The organism is Blastococcus sp. SYSU DS0533 (genome assembly GCF_054050775.1).
Window position 1 is genome coordinate 1 of the sequence record NZ_JBJGZZ010000020.1, and the last position, 15001, is coordinate 15001.

The 15001-nt window shown below is 75.4% G+C and carries 16 protein-coding genes; 8 read left to right on the top strand and 8 right to left on the bottom strand.

Translation table 11 applies throughout. The annotated features are described in order from the left end of the window. Positions 1-91: 91 nt before the first annotated feature. The 3 genes from ACI79W_RS18125 to ACI79W_RS18135 all read right to left on the bottom strand — a co-directional run bounded on the left by ACI79W_RS18125 (position 92) and on the right by ACI79W_RS18135 (position 3701). Positions 92-1129, bottom strand: a complete 1038-nt coding sequence (locus tag ACI79W_RS18125) for an acetamidase/formamidase family protein (protein WP_456563487.1) — start codon at positions 1127-1129, stop codon at positions 92-94. Continuing rightward, positions 1126-2571 (bottom strand): APC family permease, encoded by a 1446-nt coding sequence (locus ACI79W_RS18130; protein WP_456563488.1) that lies wholly within the window; start codon positions 2569-2571, stop codon positions 1126-1128. The genes ACI79W_RS18125 and ACI79W_RS18130 overlap by 4 nt, the downstream gene beginning before the upstream one ends. A gap of 86 nt (positions 2572-2657) precedes the next feature. Then, positions 2658-3701, bottom strand: coding sequence for an ABC transporter substrate-binding protein (locus ACI79W_RS18135; RefSeq protein WP_456563489.1), 1044 nt, complete (start codon positions 3699-3701; stop codon positions 2658-2660). 21 nt (positions 3702-3722) lie between these two features. Between ACI79W_RS18135 and ACI79W_RS18140 the strand changes: the two genes are divergently transcribed. From ACI79W_RS18140 to ACI79W_RS18155, 4 genes are all read left to right on the top strand, one after another. Next, entirely contained in the window at positions 3723-4166 is a 444-nt protein-coding gene (locus ACI79W_RS18140; protein WP_456563490.1) for a MarR family winged helix-turn-helix transcriptional regulator, read from the top strand. An 86-nt stretch (positions 4167-4252) separates the two neighbouring features. Continuing rightward, on the top strand, positions 4253-5947 hold the full coding sequence (gene bluB, locus ACI79W_RS18145; protein WP_456563491.1) for a 5,6-dimethylbenzimidazole synthase: 1695 nt from the start codon (positions 4253-4255) through the stop codon (positions 5945-5947). After that, positions 5944-6489: a bifunctional adenosylcobinamide kinase/adenosylcobinamide-phosphate guanylyltransferase gene (locus ACI79W_RS18150; RefSeq protein WP_456563492.1), complete on the top strand. Its 546-nt coding sequence runs from the start codon at positions 5944-5946 to the stop codon at positions 6487-6489. Before bluB ends, ACI79W_RS18150 begins: the two co-directional genes overlap by 4 nt. Before the next feature lie 29 nt (positions 6490-6518). After that, positions 6519-7271, top strand: coding sequence for an adenosylcobinamide-GDP ribazoletransferase (locus tag ACI79W_RS18155; RefSeq protein ID WP_456563547.1), 753 nt, complete (start codon positions 6519-6521; stop codon positions 7269-7271). A 6-nt stretch (positions 7272-7277) separates the two neighbouring features. On the opposite strand, the gene ACI79W_RS18160 is transcribed toward ACI79W_RS18155, so the two are convergent. Beyond that, the gene (locus ACI79W_RS18160) at positions 7278-8303 is read right to left on the bottom strand and encodes an AraC family transcriptional regulator (protein ID WP_456563493.1); all 1026 of its coding nucleotides are present in this window, start codon (positions 8301-8303) and stop codon (positions 7278-7280) included. A gap of 91 nt (positions 8304-8394) precedes the next feature. Here ACI79W_RS18160 and ACI79W_RS18165 point away from each other — a divergent pair, with 91 nt between their 5' ends. Together ACI79W_RS18165 and ACI79W_RS18170 are read left to right on the top strand one after the other, a co-directional pair. After that, positions 8395-9894, top strand: a complete 1500-nt coding sequence (locus tag ACI79W_RS18165; protein ID WP_456563494.1) for a flavin-containing monooxygenase — start codon at positions 8395-8397, stop codon at positions 9892-9894. Between the two features lie 31 nt (positions 9895-9925). Further along, positions 9926-10861: an alpha/beta hydrolase gene (locus ACI79W_RS18170; protein ID WP_456563495.1), complete on the top strand. Its 936-nt coding sequence runs from the start codon at positions 9926-9928 to the stop codon at positions 10859-10861. A 48-nt stretch (positions 10862-10909) separates the two neighbouring features. Here the strand turns inward: ACI79W_RS18170 and ACI79W_RS18175 are convergent, their stop codons facing one another. Beyond that, a complete protein-coding gene (locus ACI79W_RS18175) occupies positions 10910-11686 on the bottom strand; it encodes an esterase/lipase family protein (RefSeq protein ID WP_456563496.1) in 777 nt (258 codons plus the stop codon). Between the two features lie 29 nt (positions 11687-11715). Further along, complete coding sequence (locus ACI79W_RS18180; protein WP_456563497.1) at positions 11716-12021, bottom strand: hypothetical protein; 306 nt, start codon at positions 12019-12021, stop codon at positions 11716-11718. 186 nt (positions 12022-12207) lie between these two features. On the opposite strand from ACI79W_RS18180, the gene ACI79W_RS18185 reads away from it, so the two are divergent. Then, on the top strand, positions 12208-12468 hold the full coding sequence (locus tag ACI79W_RS18185) for a hypothetical protein (RefSeq protein WP_456563498.1): 261 nt from the start codon (positions 12208-12210) through the stop codon (positions 12466-12468). A 32-nt stretch (positions 12469-12500) separates the two neighbouring features. Here ACI79W_RS18185 and ACI79W_RS18190 read toward each other — a convergent pair whose 3' ends face one another. Further along, complete coding sequence (locus ACI79W_RS18190) at positions 12501-13688, bottom strand: acyl-CoA dehydrogenase family protein (protein ID WP_456563499.1); 1188 nt, start codon at positions 13686-13688, stop codon at positions 12501-12503. A gap of 132 nt (positions 13689-13820) precedes the next feature. Here ACI79W_RS18190 and ACI79W_RS18195 point away from each other — a divergent pair, with 132 nt between their 5' ends. Then, entirely contained in the window at positions 13821-14852 is a 1032-nt protein-coding gene (locus ACI79W_RS18195; RefSeq protein ID WP_456563500.1) for an ion channel, read from the top strand. Here ACI79W_RS18195 and ACI79W_RS18200 read toward each other — a convergent pair. Next, positions 14849-14995, bottom strand: a complete 147-nt coding sequence (locus tag ACI79W_RS18200) for a hypothetical protein (protein ID WP_456563501.1) — start codon at positions 14993-14995, stop codon at positions 14849-14851. The genes ACI79W_RS18195 and ACI79W_RS18200 overlap by 4 nt on opposite strands. Positions 14996-15001: the final 6 nt, after the last annotated feature.

The following is a 15001-nucleotide window of genomic DNA, read 5'->3' on the forward strand; positions in this document are numbered from 1 at the left end:
GGGGGGCCCGCGGGGGCCGGGCGCCGGGGGCGCGCGGGGCGCGCGCCCGCGCCCCCCCCCCCCCCCCCCCCCCCCCCCCCCCCCGCCGGCCTCAGCGCTGGGCGAGGTACGCCGCGGCGGTCTGCCGCAGGCGGTCGTGCACGCCGTCGGCGGCGACGACCCCCTCGCGGCCCAGGTAGGCCTTCGCCAGCTTGGCGACCATCGTGTAGTTGGTGTCCACGACGTTCCCGGCCGGTGCCAGGCCGGCCTGGCTGACCAGCTGGTAGGCGTCGAGCACGTCCCAGCCGGTGAGCTCGGCGGCCCAGGTGACCAGGTCGTGCTGGCTCACCCGGTAGGCGTCCTCCAGCGGCCGGACCGAGCCGGTCGACATGAGGAAGTCGTCGGTCTCGAGCCGCGGCCATGGCTGAGTGGTCGCAGGCCCGCCGCCCTTGACCAGGTCCACGACGACGACGGTGCGCATCGCGGCCTCGACGGCGGTGCCGCACACCTCGCCCTCACCCTGCCGGCAGTGCCCGTCACCGATCGACAGCTGCCCGCCGGGCACGTTGACGCCGAAGTAGGCCGTCGTCCCGGCGCGCATCTCGGGGGTGTCCATGTTCCCGCCGTGCGCGCCCGGCGTGATGGTCGCGAACGCCTCGCCCCCGGCGGGCGCCACCCCCACGGTGCCGTGCATCGGGTCGAGCGGGAGCTCGACCTCCGGCCCGCCGCGGCGCGGGCGGAACAGGCAGGTGCCCCGCTCGCGGTCGACCTCGTACACCCACACGACCTCCTCGAGCGGGTCGTGGAGCATCGCCGTGCTGTGGGTCGCCGTCAGCGCCCCGAAGTGGGGGAACGTCGTGGAGACGGCCCAGTCGCGGGCCGGCGCGATCTCCACGAAGTGGACGGCGAGGGTGTCACCGGGTTCGGCGCCCTCCACGTGGATGGGCCCGGTGACCGGGTTCAGCTGCGAGAAGTCGCAGACCCGGCTGGGCAGGTCGCCGGTGCTGGTCACCCGGCCGCCGAAGCAGTCCTCGGTGGTCAGCTCGACGACGGTGCCCGGCTGCACGCGCACCAGCGGCTCGCGTGCACCGCCGAAGACGTACCGGTACTGGTCGGGGGTCGGGGTGAGCGGGACGACCTCGAGGCTCACAGCTGCTCCTCCGTCCGCAGCTCGGGCCGGCGGCCGGTGGCCAGCAGACCCACCAGCAGCACCAGGCCGACGGCGAACCACACGAAGCCGAGTTCCTGGGCGGCCACCTGCGCGTTGTAGACCACGTAGGCCAGGATCGCGAAACCGGTGACCGGCACGACCAGGTGCAGCCACCAGTTCCGGCTCTTGAGCCGGCCGATGTAGTGCACGACCACCGACACGTGCAGCAGCAGGAACGCCGACAGGGCGCCGAAGTTGACCAGCGTGGACAGCAGTGTGATGCCGTCGTCCCGGGTGCTCATGTAGACCCCGAGGACCAGGGAGATCGTCGCCACCAGGAACGTGGCGTTCACCGGGACGCGGCGGGTCGGGTGGACCTTGGCGAGGACGCCGGGCAGCTGGCGGTCGCGGGCCATGGCGAACAGGAGCCGGGAGGTCGCGGCCTGGGCGACCAGCGAGTTGGCGAAGCCCCAGGCGATGGCGGTGGCGACGGCGGTGAGGGTGCCGAGCCACGCGCCGCCGGCGACCTCGGCCGCGTCGTAGAAGGCGGTGCCCGCGGCGTCGCCCTCGGCGATCAGGGTGCCGGGCTCGGGGACGAGCAGGGCGGCGACCCAGGTCTGGACGACGAACAGCGTCCCCGCGAGGACCAGCGCGCCGATCATCGCCTTGCCGAGGGAGCGGGCGGAGTCGCGGTTCTCCTCGGCGAGGGTGGAGATGGCGTCGAAGCCCAGGAAGCTCAGGACCGCGATGGAGACCGCGCCGAACACGAGCTCCAGCGAGAAGGTGTCGGCGTTGTAGATCGGCGTGAGGTCCCAGCCGCCGCCCTCGCCCTGGGCGAGCGCGACGACGCCGACCACGAGGAAGATCGCCAGGACGACCAGCTCGGCCACCAGCACGGTCTTGTTCACCCGGGCGGTGAACTCGATGCCGAAGTAGTTGACCACCGTGTTCAGCAGGACGAAGCCGACGATCCAGGCCCACACCGGGATGCCGGGGATGATCGAGTTCATGGCGAAGCCGGAGATCAGGTACAGCAGGCCGGGGATGAGCAGGTAGTCCAGGAGGACCATCCACCCGGCGATGAAGCCGACCGGCTGGGCGATGCCGCGCCCGGCGTAGGTGTAGACCGAGCCGGCCATCGGGAAGGCGCGCGACATCTGCGAGTAGGACGCGGCGGTGAACGCCATGGCCAGGCCGCCGACGACGTAGGCGAGGGCGACCATGCCGCCCGAGGCCTGGAAGACGCCGCCGAAGATGCCGAACGGCGCGATCGGGACCATGAAGACCAGGCCGTAGACCAGCAGGTCGCCGAAGGTCAACGAGCGCTTGAGCTCCTGCCGGTAGCCGAAGGACTCCACGCCCTGCGCGCTGGCGGCGGGGCTGGCGCCGCCGAGGGTGGGGGCGCCCTCGGGGGCGCCGGTGGTGGTGCGGGGGTCGCTCATGGGCGGTCTGCTCCGTCTCTCTTCCCGGTGCGGTGCCGGGGCGCGAGCAGAGTAGGACCAAATCCTTCCAGGTGGAAGTAACCGTCTCAGGCCGTGAGAAGCCCCGGGATCTCGCGCAAGGTCAGACCGTCGGCGCGCGCCAGCCGGGCAGCCGGCGCCCGCCGGCCGGCACGGCCCCGTCCGGTGGGGGAGACGGCCAGCCGGACGCCGTCGTAGACCCCCCGGGCGTAGGCGCAGACGACCGGGGCCGACGGGCCGGAACGCCGGGCGTGCCGCTCCTGGAGGTCCAGCTGGGCCTCGTCGGGGCCGTCGCCGGACGACGCGAAGGACGGCATGCAGGCGTACAGCTCACCGGTGCCGTCACCGCCGAGGGCGTACAGGCCGTTCTCCTCGAGCGCACCCGAGAGCCGGACCACCCGCCGGTCCAGGCCGGCCCGGGCGAACTCGCGGTTGAACGTCACAAGGTCCCGCCCGACCATGCTGAGCAGGACGCCGTCCGCCCGGGTGCGGCGGACCAGGTCGAGCAGCGGCCCCATGTCCGTGGGGCCGAAGGGCACCAGCGCCTCGCCGACCACCCGCGCGCCGGCCGCGGCGAGGGCCCGGTGGGCGGCCCGGTGCACCGCCCGCGGCCACACGTAGTCGGTGCCGAGCAGCACCCAGCGGCGTGCCCGGCGGTGCGCGACCAGCCAGGCCAGCGCCGCGGCGTGCTGCTCGGCGGGGGAGACGCCGGTGCGGACCACGCCGGGGCGCGGGCGGCCGCCCTCGTGCGGCGGCGTGAAGACGTACCGGGCGCCGGCCGGCAGGGTGCGCGCGAGGGCGCGGTGCACGTCGCTGGTGTGGAACCCGACGAGGACGTCGAAGGCCCCCGCCGCGAACAGCGACGCCGCCTCGGCCGCGACGACGTCGGGCGCGCGCCCGGAGTCGACCGCGACCAGCCGCACCTCCCGCCCGTCCACGCCACCGTCCGCGTTCAGCTCGTCGGCGGCCAGCCCGGCGAGCTCCAGCGCGGAGGGCGCGGTCAGGGCGAGCGGGCCGGAGAGCGGCACGGCCAGCCCGACGTGCAGCGCGTCGGCCCGCGGCCCGGAGAGCAGCAGCTCCCACGGGTCGAGCGGAGGCCTGGCACCGGACACGCCGAGAAGTATGGTCTCCCCATGTTCCGGGGCGGTGACGTCGACGCGGTACCCGTAGCGGACGACCTGGTCGAGCTGCTCACGGTGACCCAGCGCCGGGTGGCCGCCGGCGTCGCGGCGGCGCTCGCCGAGGACGGCGGCACGCTCGACGGGTACCGGCTGCTGCGGGCGCTCGCCGCGGGCGGGCGCACGATGGGCGAGCTCGGCGCCGCGCTGCAGCTGCCGGCGCCCACCTGCACCCGCCTGGTCGACGTCGCCGTCGACCAGGCGCTGGCCTACCGGCTGCCGCACCCCGGGGACGGGCGCAAGGTCGTCGTCCACCTCTCCGGCCCCGGCCGCGCCCGGCTCGGTCGCTGGGAGGCGCTGGTGCACGCCCACGAGGCGGCGCTGGCTGCCGCCCTGGGGCGCGAGCGCGTCGAGGGCCTCCGCCTGGCGCTGCGCGAGCTGGCCGCCCCGGAGCGCTGACCGAGGCACTCCGGCGGGGGAACCGGGGTCCACGCCCACCTGCGGGCGTGCGAGGGTTTGCCGGAGAGCCCGATGGAGGAGTTGGCATGACCTGGCCCCGGCCGGTCCCGGTGATCGGTGACCAGACCCACGCCGCCGAGCGGGCCGCCGACCCTGCGGGCTGGGCCTTCGACGCCGCCACGGTCGAGGCGCTGCACACCGTCGTCGGGGCGCGCCGCGACATCCGCCGCTACCGCCCGGACCCGGTGCCCCCGCAGCTGCTGCGCTCGGTGCTCGAGGCGGGCCACCGGGCACCGTCGGTGGGCCACTCGCAGCCCTGGCGGTTCGTCGTCGTCACCGAGCAGGCCACCCGCGACCGCGCCGCCGTGCTCGCCGACCGCGAGCGGCTGCGCCAGGCGGAGCTGCTGACCCCCGACCGCCGCGCCCGGCTGCTGGACCTGCAGCTGGAGGGCATCCGCGAGGCGCCGCTGGGCGTCGTCGTCGCCTGCGACCGCCGCACCCACGCCACCGGCGTGCTGGGCCGGGCGACCTTCCCGGACGCCGACCTGTGGAGCTGCGCCTGCGCGATCCAGAACATGTGGCTGGCCGCGCGCGCCGCGGGCCTCGGCATGGGCTGGGTGACGCTCTTCCAGCCGGCCGACCTCGCCGCGCTGCTGCACCTGCCCGAGGGGGTGCAGACCCTCGGCTGGCTGTGCGTGGGCTGGCCCGACGAGCGCCCGCCGGAGCCCGGGCTGGTGCGCCACGGCTGGTCGCACCGGGCCGCCCTGGAGGACGTCGTGCTGCGCGAGCGGTGGCCGTCCGACGACAGCCCCGCCGCCCCGGTCAGCCACCTCGCCGGGCCGCGTCCGGAGGCGGTCGTCGCCGCGCGCGACACCGGCGACGACCTGCTCGCCGTGCCCGGGTCGCTGGGTGTGCTCGACCGCGCCGTCGACCGCGTGCTGGCCCTGCCCGGACCGGTGCCCGACGCCGGCACGCTGGTGGTCGTCGCGGGCGACCACCCCGTCGCCCGCGCGCACGCCGTCTCCGCCTACCCGGCATCGGTCACCGCCGACGTGCTGGCCGCCACCCGCACCGGGGAGTCGCTCGGCGCCTCGACCGCCCGCCAGGCCGGGTTGCGGGTGCACGCCCACCACGCGGTGTCGCCGGAGGCGCAGGGCGACCTGCTCACCGCCGACGCCCTGACCGCGCGGGCCGCTGCCGCCCTGGTCGCCGAGGGCCGGGAGCTCGGGCGCGAGCTGGCCGCCACCGGCCTGGTGTGCCTGGGCGAGGTCGGCATCGGCAACACCACGGTGGCCGCCGCGCTCGCCTGCGGGCTGCTCGGCCTGGACCCCGACGACGCCGTCGGGCTCGGTGCCGGCGCCGACGCCGCGATGCTGGACCGCAAGCGCGCCGTCGTCCGCGGTGCCGTCGAGCGGGTCCGGGCGGAGCGCGGCCCCGCCGACCCGATGGCCCTCCTCGCCGCGCTCGGCGGGCCGGAGGTCGCGGTGCTCACCGGTGTCACGCTCGGGGTCGCCGCGGCCGGTGCGCCGGTGGTCCTGGACGGCCTGGTGACCTCGGTCGCCGCCGCCGTCGCGGTGCGCCTGGAGCCGGCCGCGCAGCCGGCGCTGGTCGCCGGTCAGCGCAGCCGGGAGCGCGGGCACTCCGCCGTCCTCACCGAGCTGGGGGTCGAGCCCCTGCTCGACCTGCGTTTGCGCGCCGGGGAGGGCGTCGGCGCCGCGCTCGCCGCACAGCTGCTGCTCACCGCGCTGCGCGCCCGGCACGCCGCCGGGCGGGTGCGGTGATCGGCCGCCCGCCCCGCCGGGCGCTGGTGCTCGGGGGTGCCCGTTCGGGGAAGTCCCGGTACGCCGAGCAGCTGCTCGCCCGGGCCCGGCGGGTGGAGTACGTGGCCTGCGGGCTGCCCGCCGACAGCGGGGACCCCGAGTGGGCCGACCGCGTGGCGCTGCACCGCGACCGCCGCCCGGCGTCCTGGCGCACCGTCGAGACCGTCGACCTGGTCGGCGTGCTCGGGCAGCCGGGCCCGCCGGTGCTGGTCGACTGCCTCTCCACCTGGCTGGCCCGGGTGATGGACGACTGCGGTGTCTGGACGGGGGCCGAGGGCGCCGACGCGCGCCTGGCCGCGGCTGTCGACGAGGTCGTCGGCGCCTGGTCGGGCTCCCGCCGCCGGGTCGTCGGCGTGAGCAACGAGGTGGGGTGCGGCGTCGTGCCGGCGACCGCATCGGGCCGCCGCTACCGCGACGAGCTGGGCATCCTCAACGCGCGCGTCGCCGCCGCCTCGCAGCGGGTGTGGCTGCTGACCGCCGGCCTCCCGCAGCGGCTCCGGTGACGGGCGGGGGACCGCTCGCCGCGCTCGGGGTGTTCAGCGTGCTGCCGGTGCCGGCGTCCGCACGCACCCCCGGCCCCGGCGTGCTCCGCTGGCTGCCGCTGGTGGGTGCGCTGCTCGGTGCGCTGGCATCCGTGCCTGCCATGGCGGTGTGGCGGGGGAGCGGCGAGGGTGCCCCCCTGCTGGCCGCCGCGCTCGTGGTGGGCGCGCTGGCCCTGCTGACCCGCGGCCTGCACCTGGACGGCACCGCCGACCTCGCCGACGGGCTGGGCAGCGGCCGGCCGGCCGAGCAGGCGCTGGCGATCATGCGGCGTCCGGACGTCGGCGCCTTCGGGGTGGCCGCGCTGGTGTGCGTGCTGCTGGTGCAGGTGGCGGCCCTCGCGGCGGTGCTGGAGGGGTCGTCCCGGGCCGCCGGCCTGGTCGGCGTCGTCCTGGCGACGACGGCCGGCCGGGTGGCGGTGCTGCACGCCGCCGCCCGGCCGGCGGCGGCCGGCTCCGCGCTGGGCGTGCTGGTGGCCGGCGCCGGCTCGCCGGCGGTGCGGTGGACGGCGACGCTGCTGCTGGTCGCCGCCGCGGCCGGGCTGGGGTTGCTGGCGAGCGGGTCCGCGGTGGGCGCGGCCTGGGCCGTGGCCGCGGTGCTGGTCGCGCTGGCGGCCGGGGCGGGGCTCACCGCGCACGCGGCCCGCCGGCTGGGCGGGGTCACCGGCGACGTCTTCGGTGCGGTCGTCGAGACCGGCACGACCGCGGCGCTGGTCGTGCTCGCCGCCGGCGCCGCCTGGGCCTGACCCCGCTCACTCCCGGGCGGCGGAGCGCGCCCACCGCCGCGGGCTGACGCCGGTCCAGCGCCGGAAGGCGTGCACGAACGCCGAGGCCTCCGAGTAGCCGACGCGCTCGGCGACCTCCTCGACGCTGAGGCCCACGGTCACCAGCAGCTCCTCGGCCAGGTGCCGGCGGGTCTGGTCGACGACGGCCCGGAAACTCGTCCCCTCCTCGGCGAGGCGCCGGCGGAGGGTGCGCACGCTCAGGTGCAGCTCGGCGGCGACCTCCTCCTGACCGGGCATCCGCCGGGGGTGGCGGAGCAGCAGGTCGCGCACCTGGCCGCCCAGCCCGCGGCGCGACACGCGCCGTTCGAGCAGCTCGCGGCACTGCGCCTCGCACAGGGCGGCGGTCAGCGGTGCCGCCTGGGGGAGCGGCTGGTCGAGCAGGGCGGCGTCGAAGACCACCGCCGACCGGGGTGCGGCGAACCGCGGCGGTACGCCGAACGCCGCCGCGTAGGGCGTGGGGTCGTCGGGTGCGGGCAGCCGGAGCTCCACGCGTCGCGGGTCGACCGGCCGGCCGAGGGACTCCCGCCAGAGCTGCAGCGCCGCCGTGGTGTCGCGCAGGAGCACGAACCGGCGCACCGGCTCGGGCACGTCGAGGTCGTCGAAGAACAGCCGGAGCTCGCCGCCGTCCTCCACGGCGCTGACCCGGGTGAGCGCGTACGTGAGGTCGAGGAAGCGCATCGCCACCTCGTGGCCGGCCCGCAGGGTGCGGCTGGAGAGCAGGGCGAAGCCCCAGATGCCGTAGGTGGCCAGCCGGTAGCGGCTCCCGGCGGCGAGGCCGCCGTGCTCGGGCAGGGCCGCGACGAGCGCGGCCACCAGCCGCACCTCCTGCTCGGCGCCGATCTCCGCCTCCGGATCCGCCAGCTCCGCCTCGGTCAGCCCGGCCGCGGCGAGCAGCCCGGCTCGCGGGAGGCCGTGCTCCTCGCCGAGCGTGCACAACAGCGCCGCGCTGCCCGTGCCCCGGGCCGCGGCGTGGACTGAGTTGGCCGGAATCATCAAGATGCGGCCGATTGTGTCATGGCTCACAGAACCGGTCGCTCACTACGTTCGCGGTCGACACGGGTCGGGCACCGAGGGGAGACCGGGCATGACGGCGATCGCGCAGGAACCGGCCAGGACGGCGACGACCGAGCACGTCGACGTGCTCATCATCGGCGCGGGCATCTCCGGCATCGGGGCCGCCCACCACCTCCGGGACCGCTTCCCCGGCCGCAGCTTCGCCGTCCTCGACGCCCTCGACGACCGGGGTGGCACGTGGTGGACACACCGCTACCCGGGCGTCCGCTCCGACAGCGACCTGTTCACCTTCGGCTACCGGTTCAAGCCGTGGCGCGGACCCTCGATCGCCACCTCCGCGGAGATCCTGTCCTACCTCGACGAGGTCATCGCCGAGGACGACCTGGCCGGCCGCATCCGGTACCGGCACCGCGTGACGGAGGCGAGCTGGTCCTCGGCCGAGCGGCGGTGGACGGTGCAGGTCTCCCGGGAGGACACCGGCGAGGAGCTCACCCTCACCACCGACTTCCTGTGGATGTGCCAGGGTTACTACGACCACGGGCGCCCCTACCGGCCCGAGTGGCCCGGCATGGACCGCTTCCGCGGGGTGGTGGTGCACCCGCAGCAGTGGCCCGCGGACCTCGACCACGCCGGCAAGCGCGTCGTCGTCATCGGCTCGGGCGCCACCGCGGCGACGATCGTCCCGGCCATGGCCGACACCGCCGCGCACGTGACGATGCTGCAGCGGTCCCCGACGTTCTTCTTCGCCCGCCCCCGCACGCACGAGCTGGCAGAGACGCTGCGCGCGCTCGACGTGCCGGACGACTGGACGCACGAGATCCTCCGCCGGGCCTACATCGCCGAGGGCGACGAGATCACCCGGATGTCGTTCGAGCAGCCCGGAGAGCTGCGCGAGATGCTCATCGAGGCGATGCGCCCCCTCCTGCCCGAGGGGTTCGACATCGAGAAGCACTTCAGCCCGACCTACCGGCCCTGGCAGCAGCGTCTCGCCCTGCTGCCCGACGGGGACCTGTTCACCGCCATCCGGGAGGGCAAGGCGTCGGTCGTCACCGACACCATCGACACCTTCACCGAGACGGGGATCCGCACCTCGTCGGGCGAGGAGCTGGAGGCGGACGTCGTCGTCACCGCGACCGGGTTCGACCTCAGCCTCTTCGGGGGTGTGGCGTTCACCGTCGACGGCGAGCCGGTCGACTTCACCTCCCGGGTCACCTGGCGCGGCACGATGATCAGCGGTGTGCCCAACATGGCGTACGTCTTCGGGTACTTCCGCGCCAGCTGGACCCTGCGGGCCGACCTGGTCAGCGAGCTCGTCTGCCGGCTCCTGGCGCACATGCAGGAGCGCGGTGCCACCACGGTCGTCCCGACCCTGCGCCCCGAGGACGCGGACATGCCTTTGCGGCCGTGGGCCGACCCGGAGAACTTCAATTCCGGCTACGTCATGCGCTCGGTGGACCGCATGTTCAAGCAGGGCGACCGGGAGCCGTGGACCCACCTGCTGGAGTACGCGCAGGAGCGGACGGCGCTGCCGGCCGTCGACCTCGACGACAGCTCCCTCGTCTACCGCTGACCCCTTCGTCCCCGACAGATCAGGAGCCCCCGTGCCCGTCGACCCGAACATCGCCGCGATGCTGACCATGATGGAGCAGGCCGGCCTGCCGCCGATGTACGAAGGCACCCCCGAGGCGGGCCGGGCGCTGTACCTGGCGCTGACCCACGGCGCCCGCACCCCCGAGCAGCTCGTGCCGGTCGGCTCCACCGAGGACCGCACGGTCCCCGGCGCCGAGGGCGAGCTGAAGGCCCGCGTCTACCGCCCGGAGGGGGAGGGGCCCTTTCCGACCGTCGTCTTCTTCCACGGCGGTGGCTGGGTGATCGGCGACCTGGACACCCACGACAACATGGCCCGCAACGTCTGCCGCGGCAGTGGCGCCGTCGTCGTCGCCGTCGACTACCGGCTGGCGCCGGAGCACCCCTTCCCGGCGGCGGCGGAGGACGCCGTGGCGGCCGCGCGCTGGATCGCCGCGCACCTCGAGGAGTTCGGCGGCGACCAGCGGCTCGGCGTCGCCGGGGACAGCGCGGGGGGCAACCTCTCCGCGGTGGTCGCCCAGGCCCTGCACGCCGACGGCACGCCGCTCGCGGCGCAGTTCCTCATCTACCCGGCGGTCGACGCCGAGGGGGAGTACCCGTCCCGCATCGAGAACGCCAAGGGTTACTTCCTCGAGAAGGACACGATGGACTGGTTCTACGGGCACTACGCCGAGGGCTGGGACGACGCGATGGACCCGCGCCTCTCGCCGCTGCACGGGGCCGACCTCGCCGGCCTGCCGCCCGCGGTGGTGGTCACGGCCGAGTACGACCCGCTGCGCGACGAGGGCGAGGCCTACGGCGAGGCGCTGCGTGCCGCGGGCGTGACCGTCGACGTCCGGCGCTACGACGGCATGATTCACGGCTTCTTCGACATGGGGACGATCTCACCGGCCGCCCAGCAGGCGATCGACGAGTCGTGCGCCCGCTTCCGGGAGCTCCTGCACCGCTGAGCCACCCGACCGGTCGCGGGTCCCGTGCCCCCGGACCCGCCCGGTCGGTCACCCGTCGGGGAACAGCGCCCGCAACGGGAGGCGATCCGGCCGCCGGAACGGCTGCCAGCCGCCGCGGGGCTGGGCCAGCCGGTCCGCGACGACCCACAGCACGGCCGGGTCCAGCCCCATGCCGAGGTGGGCGGCGTGCACGGCGACGTTCTCGCTCGTCGGCCCCTCCTGCTGCAGGCAGGTGCGCCAGTCGACGACGCCGTCCCACCGCGAGTACACCGAGGTGCTCGGCACCGGCAGCGGGGGCGCGGGCCGCACGTCCGCCACCGCCCGCAGCCGCCGGTACTCGCCGTACATGCCGGCGCCCGAGGCGGCGCGGCGGGACCGGGCGGGCGCGGCGGCGAAGGGGGAGCCGAGCGAGACGACCTGCCGCACCAGCCGGGGGGAGCGCTCGGCGAGGCGGCGGGCGAAGATGCCGCCGAGGCTCTGCCCGACGATGCTCACCGGCCCGCCGTGCTCGTCGGCGAGGCGCCGCACCAGGTCGCGGACGCCGTCCACCACCTCCGGCCGGGGGCCGTGGTTGCGGCCGAGGTCCCAGCCCACCACCGGGTAGCCGAGGCGGCGCAGCCAGCCGCGCAGCGTCCGGGTGGAGACGTCCGAGGCCAGCCAGCCCGGTAGGACGACCACCGGGTGCGGCTCGCCGCGCGGCGCCAGCCGAAGCGGGAGCGCGCCGGCGGCGAGCGCACCCGCGCTGACCAGCGCACGGGCCGGCTCGGTCAGCGCCAGCAGGTCGTCGGTGCGGGCGGGGCGGGGGCGCCCGGTCGGGGTGCTCACCCGCCCTGCATGCCCGCGCAGGGGTGCGGTCAGTCGCCCGGCGGCAGCACGCGCGGGACGAACACCTCGTCGATCGGCCGGGGACCGACGTACTGGCGGCACGTGCAGGGCACCCAGCTGTGTCCCGACCAGCGCCCGCGCTTGTCGTAGGTGTCGCGGCGCAGCTCGGCGTAGCAGGTGTTGGTCTCCGTGTCGTGCTGGCTGAGCGTGTGCCCGCAGCCGCACAGCGGCGTCACCGGCGGGGGTGGCGCGTTTCCCCGGTTCCGGCCCAGGCGCCCGGCGACGAAGCCGGCGCCGAGCAGCCCGGCGCCCACCAGCAGGCTGATCGGATCCATCTGCGTGCCCCTCCCGCGCGAGCCTCCGACGGTAGCGCGCGGACGCCGTCTCCGGGGGCGCCCGCCCGGTCCCCGGCGGCCCCGGCGGGTGGGTGACCGGGCGTCGTGGTCCTCGCGTCCGACCCCGAGCCGTATTAGCCCGATCGGGGGGGATTGATCAGCAGTGATCTGGGGCACGTGTGACCCGTGGACACGTACGCCGTGGGATTCGCCCGACCCGACCGCTGGTCGGCCGGGCAGCGGACCGAGCAGAGCCACCCGTGGCACGCGGTGGAGGCGCACCGCCCGCCGGCCGAGCTGGACGGCGAGGTGGAGCTGGCCGTCTGCGGTGCCATCGTCCAGGTCTGGGGCACGCAGAAGTGGGAGCGCGTCGGGGTGGGCCGCACCGGCTGCCCCGAGTGCGCGCGCATCACCGCGGTCGACCAGCGGCTGACCACCGCCCGCTGACCGCGGGCGCCCGGACCGGCCGGCCGGTCGGCTCAGCGCTTGTCGGGCTTGCGCCCGCTGATCGCGGACAGCCCGGTCACCGCACGGCCCACGATCAGCGCCTGCACCGAGTCGGTGCCCTCGAAGGTGAAGATCGCCTCCATGTCGGCGTGGTGCCGGGCGATGTGGTGGTCCAGCAGGATCCCGTCCCCGCCGAGGATGTCGCGCGCGTCGGCGACGATCGCCCGGGCCTTGGCCGCGTGGTTCATCTTCGCCAGCGACGCCATCGCGGCGGTCATCCGACCGGCGTCGGCGAGCTTGGACAGCCGCCAGCACATCAGCTGCATCGAGGTGATCTCGGCGAGCATCCGGGCGAGCTTGTCCTGCACCAGCTGGAACCCGGCGATCGGCTGGCCGAACTGCTCGCGGCGCAGGGCGTGGGCCAGCGCCAGCTCGTAGGACGCAGTTGCCAGCCCCAGCGCCCGCCACGCGACGGTGTAGCGCGTGCGGTCCAGCATCTGCGAGACGTCCTTGAACGAGTGGCAGTTGGCCAGCTTGTTCTCGACCGGCACCCGGACGTCGGTCAGCGTGATCTCCGCCTGCCAGACCGCCCGCAGCGCCGTCTTGCCGGTCATGACCGTGGCCTCGTAGCCGGGGCTGCCCTTCTCGACGACGTGCCCGCCGACGGCGCCGTCCTCGCCGCGGGCCCAGATGATGACGTAGTCGGCGATCGACCCGTTGCCGATCCACTTCTTCTGCCCGTTCAGCACGTAGGCGTCGCCGTCGCGGCGGGCGGAGGTCTCCAGGGCCACCGCGTCGGAGCCGTGCGCGGGCTCGGTGAGGCCGAAAGCGCCGATCTTCTCCAGCCGCGCCATCTCCGGGAGCCAGCGCTCCCGCTGCTCCTCGTCGCCGAGGACCGCGATCGACTGCATCGCCAGGAAGCTGTGCACCCCGTTGAAGGTGCCGATGCTGCCGTCGGCGCGGGCGAGCTCCGCGGCGACCAGGCCCGCGGCGACGTTGCTCATCCCGGGGCAGCCGTAGCCCTCGATGGTGCCGCCGACGATGCCCAGCCCGGCGAGCTGCTCGGCCATCGCCATCGGGAAGTCGGCGCGTTCCCAGTAGTCGTTGATGTGCGGCGTGACCTCTGCGTCGCAGAAGGCGCGCACCCGGTCGCGGAGCTCGATCTCAGCGGGCTCGAGGAGGTCCTCGATGGCGTAGAAGTCGGGGCTGTCGACGGTCACGACCCCGAACGTACGGCGATCTGCGGGATGCTGCCCGTCGTGCACGTCCTCATCGCGCCCGACGGGGAACTCCTGCCGCCGGGCGCATCGCGGTAGCTTGCCTCGTCCCGGTTCCCGCCCCACGGAGCTCCGTTGCCGTTCTTCGTCCACTTCGCCCGGTTCGTCCGGCTGCGGCTGAGCGGCTGGCGGCTGCCGCTGGCCGTCGCGGTGTTCGTCTTCCTGTCCAGCTGGCTGGCGATGGCGCTGGTCGAGCCGGGCGGCAGTGCGATCACCGCACCGGGCACCTACTGGTGGTACTTCCTGGTCACCGCCGCGACGGTGGGCTACGGCGACGTCTTCCCGAGCTCGATCGGCGGCCGGCTGATCGGCGCCTACGTGATCGTGGGCGGCATCGTGACCCTGACCCTGCTGTTCACGCAGCTGTCCGAGGCCCTGCAGTCGCTGCGGGGTCGGCGTCTGAGAGGTGTGGTCCCCCTGGAGCTGTCCGATCACGTCGTGCTGCTCGGGTACTGGCCCGGGCGCACCGAGCGGATCGTCGCGGAGCTGACCGCCGAGGGGCGGACCCAGGTGGCGCTGTGCGCCTGGGACGACGTCGCGGAGAACCCGATGCCCGACGAACCGGCGGTGCACTTCGTCCGCGGCGACCTCACCCACGAGGACGTCATGCGGCGGGCGTGCGTACCGCGGGCCCGGACGGTGGTCGTCGACGTCCGGGACGACAACGAGACGCTCGCCGTGGCGGTCGCCGTCGAGCACGCCCACCCGGGCGTGCACCTCGTGGCGGCGCTGCGCGACCTGGAGCGGCGGGACACGCTGCGCTACGTCAGCACCGGGGTGCAGGCGGTGCAGTGGCACATGCCCTCGCTGCTCACCGAGGAGGCGAACGACCCCGGCATCACCCAGGTCTACAGCGAGTTGATGACCCACGGCGGGCGCAACACCTACTCGCTGACGGTGCCCCCGGGCTTCCTGCACGGCACGTTCGGCGAGTGCCAGCGCCACTTCGGTGCGACCTGGGGCGCCACCGTGCTGGCGGTGCGCGGCCCCGACGGGCTCGCGGTCAGCCCGCCGTGGGACACCCCGCTGACCGCGGGGGCGGTGCTGTACTACGTCGCCGACGGGCGCATCCCGGCCCGGCAGCTCACCGGCGGGTCGCGCGCTTAGGAGGGGTGGCCCTCGACGTCGGCCTCGTCGCCCTGCGGCGCCTCCCGCGGGGTGCTCTGCTCCTCCAGGGACGCCGCCATCTCGGGCGACTCCTGCTCGAGGGCGATGTCGCGCGGCTGCGGTGTGTCCGAGGGCGTCGTCATGCCCCC

Bases quoted from the DNA above. Each gene is read 5' to 3' on its own strand.
- ACI79W_RS18130 (WP_456563488.1), bottom strand. From the start codon at position 2,571: ATGAGCGACCCCCGCACCACCACCGGCGCCCCCGAGGGCGCCCCCACC.
- bluB (WP_456563491.1), top strand. From the start codon at position 4,253: ATGACCTGGCCCCGGCCGGTCCCGGTGATCGGTGACCAGACCCACGCC.
- ACI79W_RS18180 (WP_456563497.1), bottom strand. From the start codon at position 12,021: ATGGATCCGATCAGCCTGCTGGTGGGCGCCGGGCTGCTCGGCGCCGGC.
- ACI79W_RS18140 (WP_456563490.1), top strand. From the start codon at position 3,723: ATGTTCCGGGGCGGTGACGTCGACGCGGTACCCGTAGCGGACGACCTG.
- ACI79W_RS18200 (WP_456563501.1), bottom strand. From the start codon at position 14,995: ATGACGACGCCCTCGGACACACCGCAGCCGCGCGACATCGCCCTCGAG.
- ACI79W_RS18160 (WP_456563493.1), bottom strand. From the start codon at position 8,303: ATGATTCCGGCCAACTCAGTCCACGCCGCGGCCCGGGGCACGGGCAGC.
- ACI79W_RS18165 (WP_456563494.1), top strand. From the start codon at position 8,395: ATGACGGCGATCGCGCAGGAACCGGCCAGGACGGCGACGACCGAGCAC.